Raw genomic sequence first — 19,887 nt, 5'->3', positions numbered from 1 at the left:
AACTCTCTACTCTAATAATATGTGTATCCGAAACGGCGCTCCAGAGGCAAAAGCTCTTATAAGAAAACAATTTTTACAAATTCGGAAAGAGTTATCTAAAAACAGAAGACAACAAGCTTCTAAAAATCTTCTAGCTTTCGTCTCCTCTATTCCTAAAGAAGCTAAAGTTTTGTCTTTTTCTTCCATAGGCTCAGAAATAGACACTTCCCTTGCGAACAACTTTTTGCTTGAGCGGGCACAATTATTTTTCCCAAAACATACAGAAAACCACAACTTGCTAGTCGTTAAAATTTCAGAAAAAAAAGCTCTCTCATCTATTTCTTCTCTAGAGAAAATCCCCTCCAAGCCCGTTTTTTCTGGAACCATAATTACTCACGCTCTCATTCCTGGGATAGTCTTCGATTCTTTTGGAACAAGATTAGGCTATGGATTAGGCTGTTACGACAAATTTCTTTCGCAACACCCCAATATCGTTTCATGGGGAATATGCTTTCAAGAACAGCTGTACCAACAGGAGCTTCCAAAAGAAGCTCACGATGTTCCTGTCAAAGAGGTTTTTTGTTTCTAATGACCATTGCCAACCGAACATAAAACTCCCTCTTGCTTTCTCCACAGAGAAACTCTTCTAAATAAAAATGATTTTTTGCTATTTCACGAAAAACCCTTCTTTCCCAATAATGAAGTTGTGAAAATCATAAATCCCCCACTCTTCTTCACAAGCTTTTGTTAAGCTTCTAGAAAGGATTATGAATTGTTTTCCAGAATTCACGCTATGATCATGTATAGTCTCTCAAAGAGGACTTTGCTAAAAGCTCAGAAAAATAAATCAGACAAACGAAACTACAACATTTCAAGGAGACAAGCAGGATGAACTTACCAGATCGAAAGAAGGCTCTGGAAGCAGCTATTGCCTATATTGAAAAACAATACGGCTCTGGCTCAATTATGAGCTTAGGCAAACACTCTTCTATTAACGAGATTTCCGTAATAAAAACAGGTGCTCTCTCCTTAGATTTAGCCTTGGGAATCCGAGGAGTACCTAAAGGTAGGATTATTGAAATTTTTGGTCCTGAATCTTCTGGAAAGACTACTCTGGCAACGCACATCGTGGCTAATGCTCAGAAAAATGGCGGTGTTGCTGCCTACATCGATGCCGAACATGCTTTGGATCCCAATTATGCTTCCTTGATAGGAGTGAATATTGATGAGTTAATGATCTCTCAGCCAGACTGTGGAGAAGATGCTTTAAGCATCGCAGAACTTCTTGCTCGCTCTGGCGCTGTAGATGTTATCGTTGTCGACTCTGTTGCTGCTTTAGTTCCTAAAAGTGAGTTAGAAGGCGATATCGGCGATATTCATGTCGGATTACAAGCTCGCATGATGTCTCAAGCTTTAAGAAAACTCACAGCTACGCTTGCTCGTACTAATACCTGTGCTGTTTTTATTAACCAAATCAGAGAAAAAATTGGAGTCAGTTTCGGAAATCCAGAGACTACTACAGGTGGCCGAGCGTTAAAGTTTTACTCCTCTATTAGGTTAGATATTCGCCGAACAGGATCTATCAAAGGAAGCGATAACTCTGACATTGGAAACAAAATCAAAGTGAAGGTTGCTAAAAACAAACTAGCACCTCCTTTCCGTTCAGCTGAATTTGATATACTTTTCAATGAAGGAATCTCCTCTGCGGGTTGTATCTTAGATTTAGCTGTTGAATACAACATCATTGAAAAAAAAGGTTCCTGGTTTAATTACCAAGAACGAAAACTCGGGCAAGGGAGAGAGGCTGTCAGAGAAGAACTGAAGAAAAACTCCTCCCTGTTTAGCGAGTTAGAGAAGAAAATCTTAGTAGCTATAGAAAAACGCTCCTCGGAGAACACTCCTTCTAATGCAGATAATGCAGAGAGTCCTAATAAAACATCTCCTTCAACAGCTGCTATTATCTCAAACAAAGAACACGAACCCGTGGAATCTTTAGTGTAAGAATAATCTTTTCAAAACGGAGGAGAGAAACAACAGCTTCCCTCCTCCCTCTCCTTTACAAATATTAGATCAATACAGCCTAGAAGAAAGAAACTCCACTAAAGCCTCAAACTCTTCAATTTGAAAAGCATGCCGCTCACGAAGCTCTCCTAGCAAAGCTTTTATTTGCTTCACACTAGTATCTATTCGGCTCTTTGCTCGCTCCTTCCCAAAGAGAATAGCGTAATTTAAACACGCTTCATCTTTAGCGCTATCTTGAGCAAAATCTAACAAATCATCCCCTATTTGAAAAAGCAAACCAAACTGATATGACAAGTCTTTAATCAGATCAACTCCAGATAAACTTCCGCCGCCAAAGAGCCATCCCATAACAAAAGATAACTCAAATAAAGCCCCGGTCTTTTTATGCAAAATACTAAGAACAGTGTCTTCACTAAGGTCAGAAGAAAACATATCTTCATATTGTCCGCCTATAACACCGTGAGCACCAGTGTTATAGGTGACATTTTCCAGCACTTTATCGTATGCCAAGTTTGCACGCTCGAAATCTTCTACAACACGCAGCTTGTGCGCATTCAAACGAATTCTCTCATAAGCAGCAGAAATTAATGCATACGAAGCCAACAAAGCCTTGCTCTCGGAAAATGCTATATGTACAGTTGGCCGATTCCTTCGCTCAATATCGTCATCCATACAAGGAAGGTCGTCTGCTATTAAAGTTGATGTATGAACAAACTCTATAGCAACAGCGGCGTCCGAAACGTCATATCCCTTACCAAGGTTTTTTGCTACCATCAACACGATTAACGGGCGTATCCTTTTCCCCCCAGAAAACAATGCATATTCTATAGGACTTCTCAACCCAGAATCTTCTAGTCCAAAATCCTGTATTGAATCTCTCATTATCTTCTCTATATCTGATGAATACGAGGACAATATTTCGTTCATTACAGAAGCATTCATAAAACGTCCTACCTTTTAATTGTTCCTGACACTATTTCTCCAGGTAAAATCTGCACATTATCTGCTATGATAGTTCCTGGATTAATAACCACATTGCACCCGACAGAAACCGCTTCCCCTATAAAAGCTCCAAGCTTTCGTTTCTCTGTCGAAATTTTTGTCTTCCCATCGCGCAAAACAACATCGCCTCCGTCCAAACGAAAGTTTGCACACCTCACTCCTGCACCCAAATTCACTCGAGAAGCTAATACAGAATCTCCTACATACGCAAAATGAGCAGCTTTAACTTCTCTGCCAAAGCAAACGTTTTTTAGCTCCGTACAATGCCCTATGACACAGGATCTTCCAACAAATACGTCTCCTCTCAAATACGCGCCTTGTCTAACAACAGTTCCTGCTCCAAGAAAACAGGGGCCAACGATGTATGCTCCTGATTCTATATAAGCTCCCTCTTCTATCTCTATTTTATCTTCATTCTTAAAGAAAGCCCCAGGCTCTACAGTCCCTAGAATTCCTTTGAACTGATACGAAAGAGCCAGCCTTTTGTAATTATCTAAAATATCCCAGACATTTTCAGCTTCATCAAATAAATTAGAGAAGGGAAAGTCCCTTTTTGGAAAAACATTTTTTGTCAAAAAGAACATAAAGCTAGCAGTAAAAAGAAAAAAAGAGAGTATCTGCCTCTATTAATAGATTTACAAGTAAAAGAATTATAACACCCCAAAGAAAAATCTATAGCTGAGAATCCTCAAGAAAAGTTGTCGATTCTCCATCAACAAACTTATACCCGATTCCTCTGATCGTCACAATCCAAGAACCATAATTCCCCAACTTTTTTCTCAAAGAAGCTATGTGTACATCAACATTTCTTGGAATGATCGTATCTAAATTTCCTTTCACTTCTTGAAGCAAGTCTGTTCGCAAACAGAGCTCTCCCCTATTTACTAATAATTGCTTCAAAATTCCAGATTCTGAAGGCGTAAGAGAAACAGGTTTCTGCTCAGGGAAGCTCACCGTATGATGCAAGACATCGAAAGAGGCGTTTCCAAAGAACAGCTCTTCCGGTATCACACCAGAGATCTTCTGCATACTTAAAAAAAAGGCCTCTACTTTGGTTTTTATAATAGACGCTGTGTAAGGACTAACTAAATAGTCGCTAGCTCCAGCATGCATTATTCGGATAATCTTCTCCTCATCAAAAGAACGAAATAGGACCCATAGGTAGAATTTCGTTTTAGACTTTATTCCTTCAGAAAAAAAGGACAAAGGAAGAAGCGCTTGCTCGCACAAAACTAGTTCCCCTTCAACGAGATTAGAAGGAAAGGAATCTGTAGATAAAAACTCATATCCCTCTACTCCTTCAAAAAGAGTCGTTAATTGAGAACGCAGCTGTAAATTTTCTGATACTAATAAAACAGTCTTCGTAGAGGCCATATATGTCTCACCTCAATTGAATGATCGAAAGTTAATATAATAAGAATATTTTTTAAAGAAGCGTGATATCCTTTTGTTTTTAGAAAACTAAAAAATTCAATTTGCATTAACCAAAAAACAATTATACTATTACGTCTCAACCAATTAGAAAACCTCTAAAAAAACTCTCTCTGTGTGATATGAAGCCGCCTAAAACCCTTTACTCCCTCTTGATATTTATCTTTTCCTGCTTCTTTGCTGGTAACGGCCTGTTCTTTCTTCTCACACTCTATCCTAACAAAAAAAAGTTCTATTCTGAATCTATTACTAAAGGCACACACCAAAATACAGCCTCTCCGTTGACAGATTCTAAGACTCTCTCGTTTACCTATATGCAAGGCGTAACCTTGCAAAATGAACAAAAATATAAGGAAGCAGAGCAATGCTTCTCTCGAGTTCATCAAGAATTTTCTAAACAAAAGCTCCCTTCAGCTCTTTCTCTTCAAAAGGAAGTTTTAGCAAGAAGAATTATAAACACTTTCTGTCTCAATCAAACTTGCGACCTAGAAAAACTAGTAAACATTTTTACTAGAGACTTCCCTCAATCAAGCTTTAAGCCCCTTTTTACAGCCTTTGTCCTTTCCCAAAAGACTCTCTACCAAGAAGCCCTAGAACAAATCCTCCTTTGGGAGCAAGCCAAACCCAAACAAAAAGAACTTCTAGAGGAACAGATCCTCTCAGAAAAACTAGTCGATGATATCAAAGATTATTTAAAAGCTCGTTGTTATATAGAAACGCACTCTCATTCCATAGGAAGGCTCATCTTAAATAAAAAAATCCAAGAAACTGTAAAAAACGATTCTTTGTGGAGTACAGAAAAGTACGACGCTCTCATGCTTTTAATGGCTCGAAGCTACTTACTCGAAGCCACAAAAGCAAAAAGCAATAGAATAAATTATTATGAAACCGTCCTTTTCTATTTGTCTAAACTTAATTCTCTTCAAAAACCTATCTTTAGTACTTTTATTCCGACCGAACTCCTTTTAAACCTTCTTCTAGGAGATCTACCTTCTTTCCCTCCGGAAAAACTAACCATACTTATAAAACTCTTAGAGGTCTGGAAACAAAATTCTTTATCAGCGGATTCTCATTTGTTGGTTTCTCTTATAGAACAAAGCTTTGAAGAAGAAAACATCTCTAACCTTTGCGTGTTTCTTTCCCTCCTCTCGCAGTCAGAACCCTTCGCTAGCTGCAAAGCAGAACTCATTTCCAACCTTACCAACAACCTATCTCTTAACATTCAGAATTCAGCCATCCTACAAGCAAAAAAAACTCTTTCCCTCATTCATAAGTTAGATGGGAACCTTTCTTTGAGTAGTAAACTAGTTCTTTCAGAAGAAGCTCTTCAACAATTAATTCTAGAGAATGATTCTCAAAACACTAAACTAAAGAATTATTTGTCCCTGTGGGAAGAAATACAACCTCACAACATTGACCATCAGGCACTTGTAAACACTCTTGTGTCTTTAGCAAAAACCCTTTGGAACCAAAATAATGACGAAAAAGCTCTAACACTTCTTAGTGAGCTTCTGAAATTTACTCACTATGATATAAAATGCGAAAGCGCAGTATTGTTATTTGTAAAAAAAGCTTATGCGCAAGCAGAGTCTTCCCACGAAATAGAAAGGCTTTTGAAATTAGAGGATTTCGTTTTGAAAGGACACCTTCCTTTTCGTTCTAGCCTTTCTGAAGAAAAACTTATTAATTTCTTCGCTGACGCGGAGTATTTGTTCTCTCACGGACTTTACGCAAAATCTGCTTTGTACTGTCGCTGGCTAATAAGAGTCTCTCCTAGCACTCACTTTTATCGCCTTTTAGGCCTTTGTTTAACCAAGCAAAAAGAGTATCAACAAGCTTTAGAATGCTTTAATCACCTTCCTCCAAAAGAAAAAATCAACGATACTAAAGTTCTTAAAGCGCTAACAATATGCCAAAATCATTTGACTCACGATTTGCTTCTAGGTTACAAAAAAAGTCTGAATCAAAAAAGCAGCAATGAACTTATTTCTAACTGAAACGAAAAAATATAAAAATTTCGATATTTCTTTTTTATTAGATAGAAAAGCCTTCATCCCTTTAGACATATCTTTTGCTCTAAGACATGCAGAACCTAATGCTAAGAAGCAGGACCTCCTGTTTTTATGCGCCCTTTCGTCTGTCCTCAGAGAGGGGCACGCTTTCCTTACCATAGATACCGATAATAAAACCCTCTCTCCCTCATCAAAAGATCTTTGCCCCACAGAGTTTTATCAATATTTTTGTTCCTTTCCAACAGCTATCAAGAACGTTCTCTTCATTCAAAAAGAGAATGTTTTATTTTTTAAACCAACTTTTGAAGAACAGCATCAGCTTTACGAGAAACTAGACGTCCTAGCAAATGCTAAGCCCATGCTATCCCCTATTCCATTAAATTCATCTACTAAGCTTTTAACCCAAGAGCAAAGAACCATCCTTGAAACATCTATTTCTTCTTGTCTAACATTTATTTGTGGCGGCCCAGGGACTGGAAAAAGTTTTTTGGCGACTCATATCCTACAAACTCTAGCAGCAACAGATCTGGTAAAAAATATAGTCGTTGGAACCCCCACGGGAAAAGCAGCCTCTCTACTAAAACAAAATCTTTCTCAAACTTTATTCCAAAAAATTTCCGTAAAAACCATCCATAAATTGATTCATGAAATAAAAAAGGATCTCATCCCTCATCCAGATTTTATTCTTATTGATGAAGGATCTATGGTAACAACTGGCATGCTTTTAAGCCTCTTAAAAGGCATTAAAGGCTATAGTAACTTCGCAAATCAAAAATTTTGTTCTTCTCTCATTATCTTAGGAGATCCTAATCAGCTGCCACCAATAGGTATTGGGTCTGGGAGACCTTTGAAAGAATGGATTACTAGATATAAAAAAAACACCTTTTATTTAACAGAAATTAAAAGAACCAAGAATTCTTTTATACAACAGCTGTCCTCTTCTGTTTTAAAAAAAACTTTTATTCCTTCGCAACCTCTTCCAAACCTAGAGCAAGCTGTAGACATTATTTCCAATCTCTTTTTGGAAAAACTTTCAAACAAAGCTCTATTTAATAATGACAGCTCTTTTTGTGTTCTAACCCCTCTAAGACAAGGCGTTTGGGGCTCTTTGAATCTCAACACCTTAGTAGCGAGAAAAATTAAACTAGCCAATCCCTCTATACCTGTGCCTATTATGATTATGGATAGCTTCCCTTCGCTAGATCTGTATAACGGAGATGTTGGAATGTTAGATCCTGTTTCCAAAAAAGTATTTTTTTCTTACAGGGCTCCTATTCACATAAAATCTATTCCGAGATACTCATTTAACTACGCTTTGTCCATTCATAAAAGTCAAGGCAGCGAATTTGAACAGGTTCTTTTACTAATACCTAAAGGAAGCGAAAAATTTGATCTATCCCTTATATATACCGGCATAACAAGAGCAAAATCCACCGTAGAGATATGGGCAGACCCCACGAGCTGGGAACTTTTATTTCAGAAATAAGGACAAAGAGAAGGGCCGCGGCAGGTTTTTGGCTCCTGCCGCAAAAGCGTAGGGCTCTATTCTGTCAGATCTCGGAAAATATTGAGAATAGAAGCCAAAAGGCAAATTACGATAGACACCGTCGTTCCGACGAAGCCAAATCCAGAAATCAAACCAACGCTGAGAGGCAAAGCTATCAAATTCAAGATATTACTTATGAGGCAAATAACTTTCTCCCTCAGATAGCATCTGACACTTCTTTGAGTGTTTTTAGCAACATCCCCGTCGAAACCTTCCTTAGCAGAAAGATCCTGATAGTAATCCTTAGCGTGTTTGATGTCTAAAGAAGCCTCCAATAAACTAGCAGAGTATTGTACCGCTGAACCAAAGAACGCTACTCCGGCAGAATAACCTAAAGTTCGAGCATGCGCTCCGAGATTTATCAAACTCTTTTCATGTAGTCCGGAAGCAAAGCCAGCGGTCCTTCCAACTAATGCAGCAGTCTTTCCTGCTATACTCAAGAAAGACCTTCGGCTTCTTTCTGTGCTAACACTTCCGTCGTAAGCAGTCTTTGAAACATACCTAAAATTACCGTTAGAGGATGTCTCCCAGAACAAATGTCCTGTAAGGAATCTTCCCCAGAGACCAACAGCCTCTACTCCCTCGGACAATAGAGCCGTACTAGAAAGAAGGGAATCTACCTTTGCAAAAACTTGCTCCCTATCACCTAAAGGAGAAGGGACCTTCCCTCCAGGACCGGGACGCTGAGAAACATCTTTTGACAGTATATGCTTTGCTAACGCACTCGAATGCGAAGCTGCACTACAAAGATCGCCCAACAGGCCGGCAGAATCGCCTAAAACCTTAGCTTTGCCGCCAAGACCTGCTAAAAAATTATCGAAACCGCCTAAAGGTCGAGTCCCGAGACGAAAAATAGAACTTAAAGAGGGTAGAGCACTCACAACACACCACCTAATTTTTGAGGGTTAAAAACTTAAGCAATCTTAGCCATTGCTCTAGACTTCATTCTGGCTCCTTTGCCAAGCTTGAAAATTTTTCTTTTCACCCCTTTGTCAATAAGGCTGTATAGCTTGTTTAAACTGTCAGAAATAAGAGCAGAATCTTTTGTCTTCAAAGAAGCATCGAACTTTTTGGCAACAGTTTTAACTTTCGATTTAAAACTTTGGTTGATCAAGCTTCGCTTCTTAGAGGTTATCACCCTCTTCTCTGCACTAGAACGTTTAACCTTCGCATTCTTCGCGTTTTTTTTGGTGACCATAAGACTCCAGTCAAAAAAATTGAAAAAACCGACCCACGTGAGGGTCTTTAAGGGCGCCTATTGTAAAACATGTAGAAATAATTGAGAAACAAATTCTATGAAACACCTACAACACAAACCCTAACTTTTGAAAAAAACCGGCTTTTATTAGAAATGACGTGTTTTGTTTGGAACAAAAAATTTATTTACACCCACTCCGTCTCGCCTACTCAAAAATACCTAGCTTTCCTATGTTTGTTGAGATAAACTATGTTCCAAACTATAGATAACGCTTTATAGATTCCCAAAGAGGCACAACTTCAAACATGAACACAAAAACTGATACGGACGTCTCCCTAGAAGAAGAACCTCAAAAAAAGCTCGAAGAATTAGTTGCTCTAGCCAAGGATCAAGGTTTTATTACTTATGAAGAAATAAACGACATCCTGCCAATGAGTTTTGATACTCCGGAACAGATAGATCAAGTTTTGATCTTTCTCACAGGGATGGATATTCAGGTCCTTAATCAAGCCGATGTAGAACGTCAGAAAGAAAGAAAAAAAGAAGCAAAAGAGTTAGAAGGTCTTGCCAGACGTTCGGAAGGAACGCCGGATGATCCTGTAAGAATGTACCTGAAGGAAATGGGTACTGTTCCCTTGCTTACCAGAGAAGAAGAAGTTGAGATTTCTAAGAGAATAGAAAAAGCCCAAATACAAATCGAACGCATCATCTTGAGATTCCGCTATTCTACAAAAGAGGCCATCTCGATAGCAAACTACCTGATAAGTGGGAAAGAACGTTTCGATAAAATTATTTCTGAGAAAGAGGTTGAGGATAAGGCTCGATTTTTGGAGCTACTACCCAAGTTGATCTCTCTACTAAAAGAAGAAGACTCTATATTAGAAAACCTCTTACTACAGCTGAGAGAACCTCAACAATCTAAGGCAGAAACAGCTAAATTAAATGATGCCTTAGAAAAATGTCGTATTAGAACGCAAGCTTACTTACGATGTTTCCATTGTAGGCATAACGTAACAGAGGATTTTGGTGAAGTCGTCTTTAAAGCATATGATTCTTTCCTAAGTCTAGAAGAGGAAATAAATGATCTAAAGGTAAGGGCAGAGCGAAATAAGTTTGCTGCTGCGAAGCTTTCTGCTGCTCGGAGAAAATTAAGAAACAGAGAAGTTGCTGCGGGGAGAACTTTAGAAGAATTTAAAAAAGATGTTCGAATGTTGCAGAGATGGATGGATAAAAGCCAGGAAGCAAAAAAGGAAATGGTTGAATCCAATCTACGTCTAGTTATTTCCATTGCAAAAAAATACACTAATAGAGGCCTTTCCTTCTTAGACCTCATTCAAGAAGGAAATATGGGACTAATGAAAGCTGTTGAAAAGTTTGAATATCGTAGAGGTTACAAGTTCTCCACCTATGCCACATGGTGGATTCGTCAAGCAGTAACTCGAGCCATAGCAGATCAGGCCAGGACTATACGTATTCCCGTTCACATGATCGAGACCATCAACAAAGTTCTTCGTGGAGCAAAAAAACTAATGATGGAAACAGGAAAAGAACCTACTCCAGAAGAGTTGGCTGAAGAACTAGGCTTAACACCTGATCGCGTGCGAGAAATTTACAAAATAGCGCAACACCCCATATCTCTGCAGGCAGAAGTCGGAGAAGGTGGCGAGAGCTCTTTTGGGGATTTTCTCGAGGATACGGGCGTAGAATCCCCGGCAGAAGCCACCGGTTACTCAATGTTGAAAGATAAAATGAAAGAAGTTCTAAAAACTTTAACAGAGAGAGAACGATTTGTTCTAATTCACCGATTCGGTCTCTTAGACGGAAAACCTAAAACACTAGAAGAAGTGGGTTCAGCCTTTAATGTCACTAGGGAGCGTATCCGACAAATCGAGGCTAAAGCATTAAGAAAGATGCGTCATCCTATAAGATCTAAACAACTGAGAGCCTTCTTAGATCTTCTTGAAGAAGAAAAACCCATGACAAATAAATCTAAGTGATTTTTTAAAAACTCTCAGCAACAGATAAAAGTGTTCTGAGGGTTTTTACCCTTGAAGCTTAATCTAACAAAAAATAGTATCGATGTTTTTCTAACCAGTCTTTTCGTAGGCTTTCTTTTGATTTGTCCCCAAACTCGAACTTGTTTAAAAAACACAATAAAAAATAGTTCCATTTTGAGCAGCTCTTTGCTTGTTTTCTCTAAACTAAAGCATTTTTACTGCCGTCTTCTTTCTTCAAGAAACTTAAAAACTCTTCTAGGATATTTCTATGTTTGTTAGAGCCTATAAAACCCATGCTGTGTCCACTTCAGATGATTTAGAGCAAGTCTTAGACGCCTACCTTCCCCCTCTAGAGGAAGGCTCCATCGTCGCTATTTCTTCAAAAATTGTGAGTATCTGCGAAGGATGCGTAGTCGACAAAAACAAGGTGCCTTCAAAAGAAGAATTAATTAGAAATCATGCAGATATGTACTTAGATCCGCTTCCTTCCTGCGCATCATCTCCTATTTTAACAAAGAAAAACAATATTCTTATACCCTCCGCAGGAATAGATGAATCAAATTCTTTGAATGGATACGTCTTATATCCAGAAGATGTTTTTTCTTCAGCGATTCAAATTTGGTCTTTTCTTAAGCATAGAGACAAGATTAATTATTTAGGAGTTATCCTCACAGACAGTCATACAACCCTTATGAGAAAAGGAGTCTTGGGTCTAGCTCTTTCTTGGTGTGGTTTTGACCCCATTTACAGCTACATTGGTAAGCCAGACTGCTATGGAAGGGCTTTAGAAACTACAGAAATGAATATTATAGATGCTTTAGCCGTAAGTGCAGTCTTTTGTATGGGAGAAGGTAACGAGCAAACACCTCTAGCAGTTATAACAGAAGCTCCAAAAATAAAATTTTTGAATTCTCCCCCTTCTGATGAAGAGAGAAAGGCCTTTTTTATAAGTGAACAAGAAGATATTTATGCGCCAATACTGGCTTCCGTCGAGTGGAAGAGTAGAAGAAGAAGTGCCGGGATAACAGCGAATCAACAAAAAAATCTGGGTGAGAGGATTTGAACCTCCGCCCCCTTGCACCCCATGCAAGTGCGCTACCAGGCTGCGCTACACCCAGGCAATATTATAGGCAGGTAATGCCTTCAAACTGAAATTCACAACGTTGAAACTCAGAAACTCCAATCTTAGCACAACTCTCTATAATTTTCTCTAAAGAGTCCCCCGTATCTACTTCCGCGGCAGATATATCTACCGTAATAGAGGCTGTGAAAGAAGCTCCGCCTCGTTCTCCCTTAACCTTGAAGTTAACAAACATGCCGTGTTTATTTTTTGAAATATTTTTAAACCTGACAAGATTGTTTTCTAAGAATTTCTTCATAAATACAAAAACGTGGAAAAAGAATCAGAGGACAAAGACTATCAGTTTTTATAAGTTCCTTTCAAGAAAGAATTCTGTTAAAAATAAAACAAGAAAACTTTCAGAAAAAAGCTATTCAGCCTCAGAAGAAAAACTATTAACTTTTGCTTCTTTTCGAATCTCTTGCTCGAGTCTACCTAAGCCAACATCATCATAATTTACGAATTTAAAGAAGGGCTCATATCTTGAATCAAAATCGCAAACAGCTCTAGCCATTGCTACACTTAAGCTTCTATAATTGATATGACCTTGAGGTTGGGATCTAAGCTCACAAAGCCACTGCAAGGCTCTAGCATTAATATGGAACATCCATCGAATATGGTATGCCATAGGGACAACGTATTGGGCCTCCTCTGGAAATTCTTCTGCTATAGCCCTGTACACTTCTCCGGCTTGCTCTACAGCTTGTCTAAAAGGTTTCTCCATGGGAGTATCTAGTAATTCTTTTGGGAAATCATAGCCCAAACAAGCAGTTAATAATTGTCTTTCTTGCGTTAACATTCTATGTCTTTGCAAGTCTCTATAACCTCCAAAGTCTGCGACAATATCAAAAGCAAACTCGGCACATTCTAATCCCCTAGGAGATTTGTGTCTGCGATTCTCTCTGGGGTACGTCACAGCTTCTATAATGCTATTAAGTTCCTCTTTAGGCATTTTTTTACATTGATCTATTAAGCTAGAAAAAGAAACGTTAGTGTGTGGAAATAGAATCCCTGCACACACCTTGTAAATACCTTCCGGATCTCCGTAAACAAGCTTTACTCCAGACTCTAAAGGTTCCAAAGGAGCTTTCATTTTCTTTGAAATTCCAAGAATTCTCTCAACCATGCTTTCTTGAAATCTAGCTAACCCCTTATGGTGTCTATGATGACATTCTGCTCTACTAACGAAGGAAGGAATTACAGATTTAAGTTCTGTCAAGACATTGCTTCCTATTCCTTTGATTTCAGATAAATTATGCAATTGCAATCTCTGAATCAAATTTTGCCAAAATCTTCCATTTCCAAAGAAACCCACGTTAGTCAATGTTGCCGTAGGCAATAATCCTCTCAAACAATCCAATACTCTAGCCCTAATGGAAACGTTGTAAGAAGATTTAGAGACCTCCGGATCTCTTGGATACATTTTTTCAAATAAAGTGGTGACTTCTGGAACAAGATCTGAATAAGTCTTGAATAAATTATCGCAAGTGGACAGGAATGCTGTTTTAAAGGCTGAGGTCATCAAAATAGGATCTCTAAAGTATGAATACTCCCCATTGACCTTTTGATCAAAATAGACGTATCTAGTGGATTTTTCTAAAGGGGACCCGCCTATACGAGAATCTTCTAAAATCTTAGCCGCTAGCATAGAGACTCTTTCTATGGCTAAATGGGCGCCTCCTAGTTCTCCGATAGAGTCATCTCCAAACCCATCGAGAACTCTTTCATAAAAAGCGCTAGCCCTACGAACCCCTTCTTCATTATCAGCAAGAACCCCATCTTCAGCAATAAAACCAGATTCCTCCGATTCTAAAAACTCCTTAAGAAGAACCGCTCTGACTCCCAGAATAGATCGAGAATACTTTGAGAAAAGGGCCCCCTTGATAACCTCAGGAAGATTTTTCAAAACAAAAACATTACCTTCCAAATTAGAAACATACTGGGAAAGAATTTTTTTTTGCTTATCTGAAAAAACTTCGCTGTTGTCTGACATAACAAAACCCCAAAAAAACAAGAGCCTGCCACATCTATAAGGAAAAATCAAAGCGAATTTTTGGGGATTTTTTGTTTATCTGTGGTTGAATATTCCGATCTTTTTGTTGGAGATTAAAAGTTTTAAACAAAATCTTCACAATTTAAACAAAGTTTTAAACAAGTTTTCCACAAATTTTCTCTCGAGAATTTACTGTTTTAAACAACTTCCACACCCCCTAAAGAATAAGAGAATTTTATTAATAGTATTTCTATATCTATTATGCTGTTGTGGAAATTGTTGATAGGAGGATGAAATGTCTCTGAATATCCTGAAAAGACCTCGAAGAAACAGAAGATCTTTAGCTATAAGAGCCCTTAACCAAGAAACATCTTTAACATCTTCAGATCTAATTGCTCCTTTTTTTTTAATCGAAGGAACAAATAAAAAGGAATCTATCCCCAGCATGCCTAGCATATACAGGTGGAGTGAAGACCTTCTTTTATTTGAATTAGAAAATATTTTAGAAGTTGGTATTCAGTCTATTATGCTCTTTCCTGTAATAGACTCCTCCAATAAAGATTCTTTCGGAACCTATGCTTTAAACCACCGAAACTTTCTTTACAAAAGCATTAGAAGCATAAAAAAAACTTTTCCAGAGATTTGTGTTATAGGCGATTTGGCTTTAGATCCTTATACGGATAGTGGTCATGATGGTATTTTAGATCCAGTTTCTGGTGAAGTTTTAAATGACGAGACCGTTTGCATCTTAGGTCAGAAAGCTATCATGTTGGCTGAGGCTGGAGCAGATATTGTTGCTCCTAGCGATATGATGGATGGAAGAGTTCGATATATACGATCAAAGCTAGATCAAGCGGGACTAACTTCTGTTTTAATAATGTCTTATAGCGCTAAGTATGCTTCTTCTTTTTATTCTCCCTTTAGGGATGCTTTGAGTTCACATCCAGCTTATGGAGGTAAAATGGGGTATCAAATGAATCCCAAAAATGCTTTAGAAGCTATTTTAGAATGCGTTTTAGATGAAGAAGAAGGGGCTGATATACTCATGATAAAACCTGCTGGTTATTATTTAGATATCCTTAAATCTGTCAGAGAAAAAACACTTTTGCCTTTGGCTGCTTATCAAGTTAGCGGAGAATATTCCATGTTGAGTATAGCTTCTCAGAAGGGGTTTTTGGACAAAAATAAGGCTTTCTATGAGTCCATGATTTGTATCAAAAGAGCAGGAGCTTCTATGATTGTTTCGTACGCTTCTAAGGACGTCGCCACGCTTATAAAGCTAGGAGAAAATCCTTTAGAATGGTAGAGAACTTTTTGTTCTTTGGAGAACGTCAATCTGAATCACTGCAGAGAATGCCATTAGCAATAACGTATTCATTTAATTTGTCTCTAACAATTTTAACCATCTCATTTTTAGATGGATCTATTAAGGTTGGTAAAGAAAAATCCTCTGCACTAACCTTAAATAAACCTAATTGTGTAGCCAAATCATAGTTATTTGTCAGAAGAGCTTTTATGAAGGGAACTACAGGTATTTTCATGGGCATGACTTTATCATAAACATCGCAGTCTATGAAAGGCCTTGTTTCACCATGAAGGTTTGTGTCTGGCGTAGGTCTACCCTGTCTAAAGAAACTATATAGGTACGTCTTAGTTAGGGTAAATTTCTTCATTCCCAAGCGAAGGAAACTAAAACTCTCTCTTTGTGTGGGTGTAGGTAGTACAGATACTGCATGATGATAGAGGCCTAAAAAATGATCATTTTTATCTTTACACAATCTGCCGCTCAAAGGGTCTCCAGAGATTATGGAACAAGGCTCTTCTATGTTATCCTTTGTTAGCAGCTGGGATATATCAAATCCATTAGATACTTTGATATAAGATCTTAAATGCTCTTTGAGAGAGGATCCAGCTAAAGATATAACCCGAGAATCTAATAGTGAGCCGTTTAGAAGGTAGTTACCTATGAACAAAGCTTCATAAAATCCCAGAGTCAGAACAGAATCTTTTTCACTTTTTATAGGAGATATCTCTTGAATGTGTATGGACGGGGATCCAGAAGGATAAGGACCTGAGACTTCAAAAAAGTCTGCGTTTGGAAAATCTGTTATGGGTAAAGTAAAACGTTCTCTTTGTATTATTTTTGGTTTTACATCAAATATCTTATGTAGAGCGTCTATGGCTATAGAAAAGGCTTTTAATCCTTCTTCCATAGAAGAGAAAACTTCTAACTGTTTTTTTAACGGGGGGAAGAAGGGCCTGTTGTCAGCTAGGTTGATAAAGATGTCTCTAGGCTGTGTTATAGGAAGAGCTGGAATATCAAAAGGTCTCTGTCTGAGAAGAGCAAACAAACCTTTTTCTTCAAAAAGGTCTTTTAGGGATTCTTTGCTTATGCTTGTCAATGAGACAGGAGGCTTCCCAAGGATTTTGTTAGTTTCTTGAGACACAGAAATCACGACGAATCTTGGGCGCCGTTTCTCTCCTCGGACAATTTTGACGACGGAACCGCTATGTACCGAAACGATTTTCACTTTTGTGAAATGCTTATATTCAGCAACAGGAGCACCTCTATTTATCTCTTGGCCTTCTTTAACAAGGAGGCGCAAGGGGACAGGAAAGTAAGATTCCAAATCTACGGCGACAAGCTGCGATTGGAACATCCCTTTCCTCTTGGATGGGTTTGGAGACCCACCAAGAGTCAGATCTAAGCCTTTTTTCACACAAATTCTCATGAAAGAGAATTATAAGAGAATCTATAAGGGAATCCAGTTTTTTTTCTTATTTTTTTTCTCTCCACTTTTAGAAGTTGGCTTTTGAGGTGTTTTAGAAGAGGGTGCGTTAAAGCCGATACCTTTCGAGATATCATCTATGATGGCTTCAGTTTCTCGCTTGTATGCTTCGCAAGAGGCTCTAACTTTTTCTAGAGCAAGCCATTCTTCTGGAGAAAAGTTGTCTGGATTTCTAGCGAACACTTCCATCTCTTGTTCGGTCATTCCAGTTTGTTTTAAGATTTCTTTGCTTTTTTTATCGAGTTCTTCGATTTTTTCTTGGGTTTTTTCGATAAGGTATTGGTAGTCCGCTTCATTTCCTGAAGAAAGAGCATTTTCAAAAGAGGTATCTATATCTATTTTATATATTTGTAGTATTTGTCTAATAGAATCTAATATTTGTTGTGTGGATTTGTTGTTCATAATAATAAAAACCCCGTGTTTTTTATTATTTTAAAGCAGCTTTTATTAATTGTAATGTTTTATTGCTCTTTTTTTGTGGTCTCCGTATATTTCTTCAAAAAGTTAAGAGATCGCCGTGGATTACCTAGAAAAACTTCAGTACTTTATAGACTCTGATCAACCCAATGAATTTGTGTCTCTTTGGGAAGAATTTTGCTTCAATGATGTTGTCAGAGGAGACGAGCTAGTTGGTATCCTGAAAAGTATCAAAGGCTCTTCTGTTGCTCCTATCTTTGGTCGAATTGCAGAAACCGTGCTTCCCCTTTGGGAAAAGCTTCCAAAAGGCAAAGAAAAAGACGAAGTTTTTAGATTGGCTGTTGATTTGCAAACAACAAACTCTAAAACTTTTTTTGAATTAGCCGTTAAGTTTCTTTCAGATAGATATTCTGATTATGATCACTTTAGTGATGCTTTGAGGTTTGTTGGCCTGAGGGAGAAAGGAGATTTTCAATACGCTATTAGCAGGTTTGAATTAATCCAACATCTAAGGGTGGGAAATTTTGTCTTCCATTCCGGAGGATGGGGGGTTGGAGAAGTTATGGAAAGCTCCTTCTTACAAAAAAAAGTGTGTATTGAATTTGAAGGGGTTATGTCTGCTAAAGACGTTTCTTTTGATTCAGCTATAAAAAACCTTTCTCCTCTATCTAAAGAGCATTTCTTGACTAGGAGATTTGGAGATCCAGATGCTTTCGAACGGTTTGCTAAAGAGAGTCCTGTAGAAGCAATCATTTTGATGCTTAGAGATTTGGGGCCAAAAACAGCAAAAGAGATCAAGGATGAATTTCTGGATCTTATTATTCCTCAAGAGGATTGGAATAGATGGTGGCAGGGAGCTAAATTAAAGATAAAAAAAGACACCAGGATAGCATTTCCTTCGAATGTGAGGGACGCTTTTTTCTTAACAACAGAAGAAATTTCTCATCTAGATGTTTTTAAGAACAGTATATCGAAAATAAATCCGTTAGATAAGCTTTCAAAGCTCACACTCGTTTATAATTTTCTGAGAGATTTCCCTGGAGAGGCTAAAAGAGAGCTTGGGCGACAATTTATTCGAGAAGAACTTAACAAGTTAGCAGATGACGTAGATCCTGCTATCTGTATCCAGGCTCTTTTGTTAATATCAGATTTCTTTGAAGAAAATAAAAGCGAAGAGATAAACGAAATCGCGAGCTCTTACTCTGATGTGTCCATATTGGTCAACAACATGGGCATAGCTAGTTTGCAAAAAAACTTTTTAGCATATTTGAGAGCAGGAACAGCAGTATGGTCTGAGATATTTTTTAATGTGTTGTTTTCAACATCTTCTCAGGTTATTAGAGAATACCTTTTTAAAGAACTTAGGAGCGATAGCGTAGGGAAAGAAGAATTGAAAGAGAGGTTGTTGAGTTTAGTAGACAGACCAACAATGTTTCCCGATGTCTTTGTTTGGTTTTTTGTGAAATTGTGTAGCAAAGAAGATGGTATTTTTCTTCAAGGGGACAAGCAGATACGGCAAACCTTTCTAGAAGCAGCATTGAATTTTATGTATAGCGTTTATAGCTCTCAAGAACACAAAGATTTAGGAAAAAAGGTACATGCATTTTTGGTTGCCAAAAGATATTTGGTTGTAAGAGAGATCCTTTCCTCTGCTTCTAGTAATTATCTGAAGGAGTTCTTGTTGTTGTCTACAAAATGTCCGCAGTTTTCTTCCGCTGATTTAGGAGCTTTTCAGGGGATTTCAGAGGCAATTAGTCCTGAGCTGAAAAAAGATAAAAACGAAGAAGAAGAGATCTTCTGGTGTACATCTGAAAGCTTTTCTAGAGCTAAGGAAGAGTTGAGCTCTTTAGTTGGCAGGGAAATGGTAGATAATGCTCGAGAAATAGAAGAAGCTAGAGCCCTTGGAGATTTAAGAGAAAATTCTGAATATAAGTTTGCCTTGGAAAGAAGATCCCGTATTCAAGAAAGGATAAGAATGCTTTCTGAGCAAGTAAATAAGGCCCGAATTTTGACGAAAGAAGATATCTTTACAGACAGTGTCGGTATTGGTTGTATTGTTTCTTTAAAAAATGAATCTGGGAAGAAAATAGAGTATACACTTCTTGGAGCCTGGGACGCTGATCCAGAGAAGAGTATTTTATCTATGCAATCAAAGTTTGCTCAAGCAATGAAGGGCTTAAAGCTAAACGAAACATTCTCTTTTAGGGGAGAAACTTTTTCTATACTGAAAATAGATTCTTTCTTGGAAAAAGTTTGAGAAGAAGTTATGGAGCATAGCGGGGTCGAACCGCTGGCCTCAACAATGCCATTGTTGCGCTCTACCAACTGAGCTAATGCCCCGGAAAGGAACGTAAATCTAACATGATAGGGGTATTGGAATC

The 19,887-nt window shown here is 38.0% G+C and carries 16 protein-coding genes, 2 tRNA genes and 1 pseudogene; 8 read left to right on the top strand and 11 right to left on the bottom strand.

The features are described 5' to 3' along the window. The first annotated feature begins 19 nt into the window (after positions 1–19). Positions 20–568 carry a 5-formyltetrahydrofolate cyclo-ligase gene (locus KJA58_RS04385; protein WP_213358213.1) on the top strand — a complete coding sequence of 183 codons (549 nt, stop codon included), beginning with the start codon at positions 20–22 and terminating at the stop codon, positions 566–568. 299 nt (positions 569–867) lie between these two features. Then, a complete protein-coding gene (gene recA / locus KJA58_RS04380; RefSeq protein ID WP_246485726.1) occupies positions 868–1,980 on the top strand; it encodes a recombinase RecA in 1,113 nt (370 codons plus the stop codon). Between the two features lie 69 nt (positions 1,981–2,049). On the opposite strand, the gene KJA58_RS04375 is transcribed toward recA, so the two are convergent. The 3 genes from KJA58_RS04375 to KJA58_RS04365 form a co-directional block, all read right to left on the bottom strand. Then, the gene (locus KJA58_RS04375) at positions 2,050–2,943 is read right to left on the bottom strand and encodes a polyprenyl synthetase family protein (RefSeq protein ID WP_246485725.1); all 894 of its coding nucleotides are present in this window, start codon (positions 2,941–2,943) and stop codon (positions 2,050–2,052) included. 8 nt (positions 2,944–2,951) lie between these two features. Continuing rightward, positions 2,952–3,587: an LbetaH domain-containing protein gene (locus KJA58_RS04370; RefSeq protein WP_213358212.1), complete on the bottom strand. Its 636-nt coding sequence runs from the start codon at positions 3,585–3,587 to the stop codon at positions 2,952–2,954. 88 nt (positions 3,588–3,675) lie between these two features. Continuing rightward, on the bottom strand, positions 3,676–4,377 hold the full coding sequence (locus tag KJA58_RS04365; RefSeq protein ID WP_213358211.1) for a winged helix family transcriptional regulator: 702 nt from the start codon (positions 4,375–4,377) through the stop codon (positions 3,676–3,678). Between the two features lie 179 nt (positions 4,378–4,556). Between KJA58_RS04365 and KJA58_RS04360 the strand changes: the two genes are divergently transcribed. Together KJA58_RS04360 and KJA58_RS04355 are read left to right on the top strand one after the other, a co-directional pair. Continuing rightward, on the top strand, positions 4,557–6,431 hold the full coding sequence (locus KJA58_RS04360) for a DUF1347 family protein (protein WP_213358210.1): 1,875 nt from the start codon (positions 4,557–4,559) through the stop codon (positions 6,429–6,431). Further along, complete coding sequence (locus tag KJA58_RS04355) at positions 6,412–7,932, top strand: AAA family ATPase (RefSeq protein WP_213358209.1); 1,521 nt, start codon at positions 6,412–6,414, stop codon at positions 7,930–7,932. Before KJA58_RS04360 ends, KJA58_RS04355 begins: the two co-directional genes overlap by 20 nt. Positions 7,933–7,988: 56 nt before the next feature. On the opposite strand, the gene KJA58_RS04350 is transcribed toward KJA58_RS04355, so the two are convergent. Further along, positions 7,989–8,873, bottom strand: coding sequence for a hypothetical protein (locus KJA58_RS04350; RefSeq protein ID WP_213358208.1), 885 nt, complete (start codon positions 8,871–8,873; stop codon positions 7,989–7,991). Between the two features lie 32 nt (positions 8,874–8,905). Then, the gene (gene rpsT, locus KJA58_RS04345) at positions 8,906–9,190 is read right to left on the bottom strand and encodes a 30S ribosomal protein S20 (RefSeq protein WP_213358207.1); all 285 of its coding nucleotides are present in this window, start codon (positions 9,188–9,190) and stop codon (positions 8,906–8,908) included. Between the two features lie 305 nt (positions 9,191–9,495). Between rpsT and KJA58_RS04340 the strand changes: the two genes are divergently transcribed. Then, positions 9,496–11,187, top strand: coding sequence for an RNA polymerase sigma factor (locus tag KJA58_RS04340; protein ID WP_213358206.1), 1,692 nt, complete (start codon positions 9,496–9,498; stop codon positions 11,185–11,187). Positions 11,188–11,455: 268 nt separating this feature from the next. Beyond that, positions 11,456–12,250 (top strand): coenzyme F420-0:L-glutamate ligase, encoded by a 795-nt coding sequence (locus KJA58_RS04335; protein WP_213358205.1) that lies wholly within the window; start codon positions 11,456–11,458, stop codon positions 12,248–12,250. Here the strand turns inward: KJA58_RS04335 and KJA58_RS04330 are convergent. From KJA58_RS04330 to KJA58_RS04320, 3 genes are all read right to left on the bottom strand, one after another. Next, positions 12,232–12,305: transfer RNA gene (locus tag KJA58_RS04330), tRNA-Pro, on the bottom strand. The genes KJA58_RS04335 and KJA58_RS04330 overlap by 19 nt on opposite strands. A gap of 6 nt (positions 12,306–12,311) precedes the next feature. Next, positions 12,312–12,566 carry a hypothetical protein gene (locus KJA58_RS04325; protein ID WP_213358204.1) on the bottom strand — a complete coding sequence of 85 codons (255 nt, stop codon included), beginning with the start codon at positions 12,564–12,566 and terminating at the stop codon, positions 12,312–12,314. A gap of 111 nt (positions 12,567–12,677) precedes the next feature. After that, complete coding sequence (locus KJA58_RS04320) at positions 12,678–14,300, bottom strand: FAD-dependent thymidylate synthase (RefSeq protein WP_213358203.1); 1,623 nt, start codon at positions 14,298–14,300, stop codon at positions 12,678–12,680. A gap of 295 nt (positions 14,301–14,595) precedes the next feature. Between KJA58_RS04320 and hemB the strand changes: the two genes are divergently transcribed. Next, positions 14,596–15,606 (top strand): porphobilinogen synthase, encoded by a 1,011-nt coding sequence (gene hemB, locus KJA58_RS04315; protein WP_213358202.1) that lies wholly within the window; start codon positions 14,596–14,598, stop codon positions 15,604–15,606. 25 nt (positions 15,607–15,631) lie between these two features. Here the strand turns inward: hemB and nqrA are convergent, their stop codons facing one another. Then, positions 15,632–17,032 (bottom strand): NADH:ubiquinone reductase (Na(+)-transporting) subunit A, encoded by a 1,401-nt coding sequence (nqrA, locus tag KJA58_RS04310; protein WP_213358201.1) that lies wholly within the window; start codon positions 17,030–17,032, stop codon positions 15,632–15,634. A gap of 134 nt (positions 17,033–17,166) precedes the next feature. Continuing rightward, positions 17,167–17,491: pseudogene (locus tag KJA58_RS04305) on the bottom strand (hypothetical protein); the annotation flags it as partial. A gap of 115 nt (positions 17,492–17,606) precedes the next feature. Here KJA58_RS04305 and KJA58_RS04300 point away from each other — a divergent pair. Further along, positions 17,607–19,763 carry a GreA/GreB family elongation factor gene (locus KJA58_RS04300; RefSeq protein WP_213358199.1) on the top strand — a complete coding sequence of 719 codons (2,157 nt, stop codon included), beginning with the start codon at positions 17,607–17,609 and terminating at the stop codon, positions 19,761–19,763. Positions 19,764–19,773: 10 nt separating this feature from the next. Here KJA58_RS04300 and KJA58_RS04295 read toward each other — a convergent pair. Then, a tRNA-Ala gene (locus tag KJA58_RS04295) sits at positions 19,774–19,846 on the bottom strand. Positions 19,847–19,887: the final 41 nt, after the last annotated feature.

Source organism: Chlamydiifrater phoenicopteri, assembly GCF_902807005.1.
In the GTDB taxonomy this organism is placed as follows: Bacteria; Chlamydiota; Chlamydiia; order Chlamydiales; family Chlamydiaceae; genus Chlamydiifrater; species Chlamydiifrater phoenicopteri.
The sequence above is the reverse complement of the archived record's forward strand: the minus strand, read 5'-3'. Positions and strand labels throughout refer to the sequence as shown.

What these genes read in the sequence shown, in the direction of transcription:
- KJA58_RS04385 (WP_213358213.1), top strand. Translation starts at nt 20, where the DNA reads ATGTGTATCCGAAACGGCGCTCCAGAGGCAAAAGCTCTTATAAGAAAA.
- recA (WP_246485726.1), top strand. Translation starts at nt 868, where the DNA reads ATGAACTTACCAGATCGAAAGAAGGCTCTGGAAGCAGCTATTGCCTAT.
- KJA58_RS04375 (WP_246485725.1), bottom strand. Translation starts at nt 2,943, where the DNA reads ATGAATGCTTCTGTAATGAACGAAATATTGTCCTCGTATTCATCAGAT.
- KJA58_RS04370 (WP_213358212.1), bottom strand. Translation starts at nt 3,587, where the DNA reads ATGTTCTTTTTGACAAAAAATGTTTTTCCAAAAAGGGACTTTCCCTTC.
- KJA58_RS04365 (WP_213358211.1), bottom strand. Translation starts at nt 4,377, where the DNA reads ATGGCCTCTACGAAGACTGTTTTATTAGTATCAGAAAATTTACAGCTG.
- KJA58_RS04360 (WP_213358210.1), top strand. Translation starts at nt 4,557, where the DNA reads ATGAAGCCGCCTAAAACCCTTTACTCCCTCTTGATATTTATCTTTTCC.
- KJA58_RS04355 (WP_213358209.1), top strand. Translation starts at nt 6,412, where the DNA reads ATGAACTTATTTCTAACTGAAACGAAAAAATATAAAAATTTCGATATT.
- rpsT (WP_213358207.1), bottom strand. Translation starts at nt 9,190, where the DNA reads ATGGTCACCAAAAAAAACGCGAAGAATGCGAAGGTTAAACGTTCTAGT.
- KJA58_RS04340 (WP_213358206.1), top strand. Translation starts at nt 9,496, where the DNA reads ATGAACACAAAAACTGATACGGACGTCTCCCTAGAAGAAGAACCTCAA.
- KJA58_RS04335 (WP_213358205.1), top strand. Translation starts at nt 11,456, where the DNA reads ATGTTTGTTAGAGCCTATAAAACCCATGCTGTGTCCACTTCAGATGAT.
- KJA58_RS04325 (WP_213358204.1), bottom strand. Translation starts at nt 12,566, where the DNA reads ATGAAGAAATTCTTAGAAAACAATCTTGTCAGGTTTAAAAATATTTCA.
- KJA58_RS04320 (WP_213358203.1), bottom strand. Translation starts at nt 14,300, where the DNA reads ATGTCAGACAACAGCGAAGTTTTTTCAGATAAGCAAAAAAAAATTCTT.
- hemB (WP_213358202.1), top strand. Translation starts at nt 14,596, where the DNA reads ATGTCTCTGAATATCCTGAAAAGACCTCGAAGAAACAGAAGATCTTTA.
- nqrA (WP_213358201.1), bottom strand. Translation starts at nt 17,032, where the DNA reads ATGAGAATTTGTGTGAAAAAAGGCTTAGATCTGACTCTTGGTGGGTCT.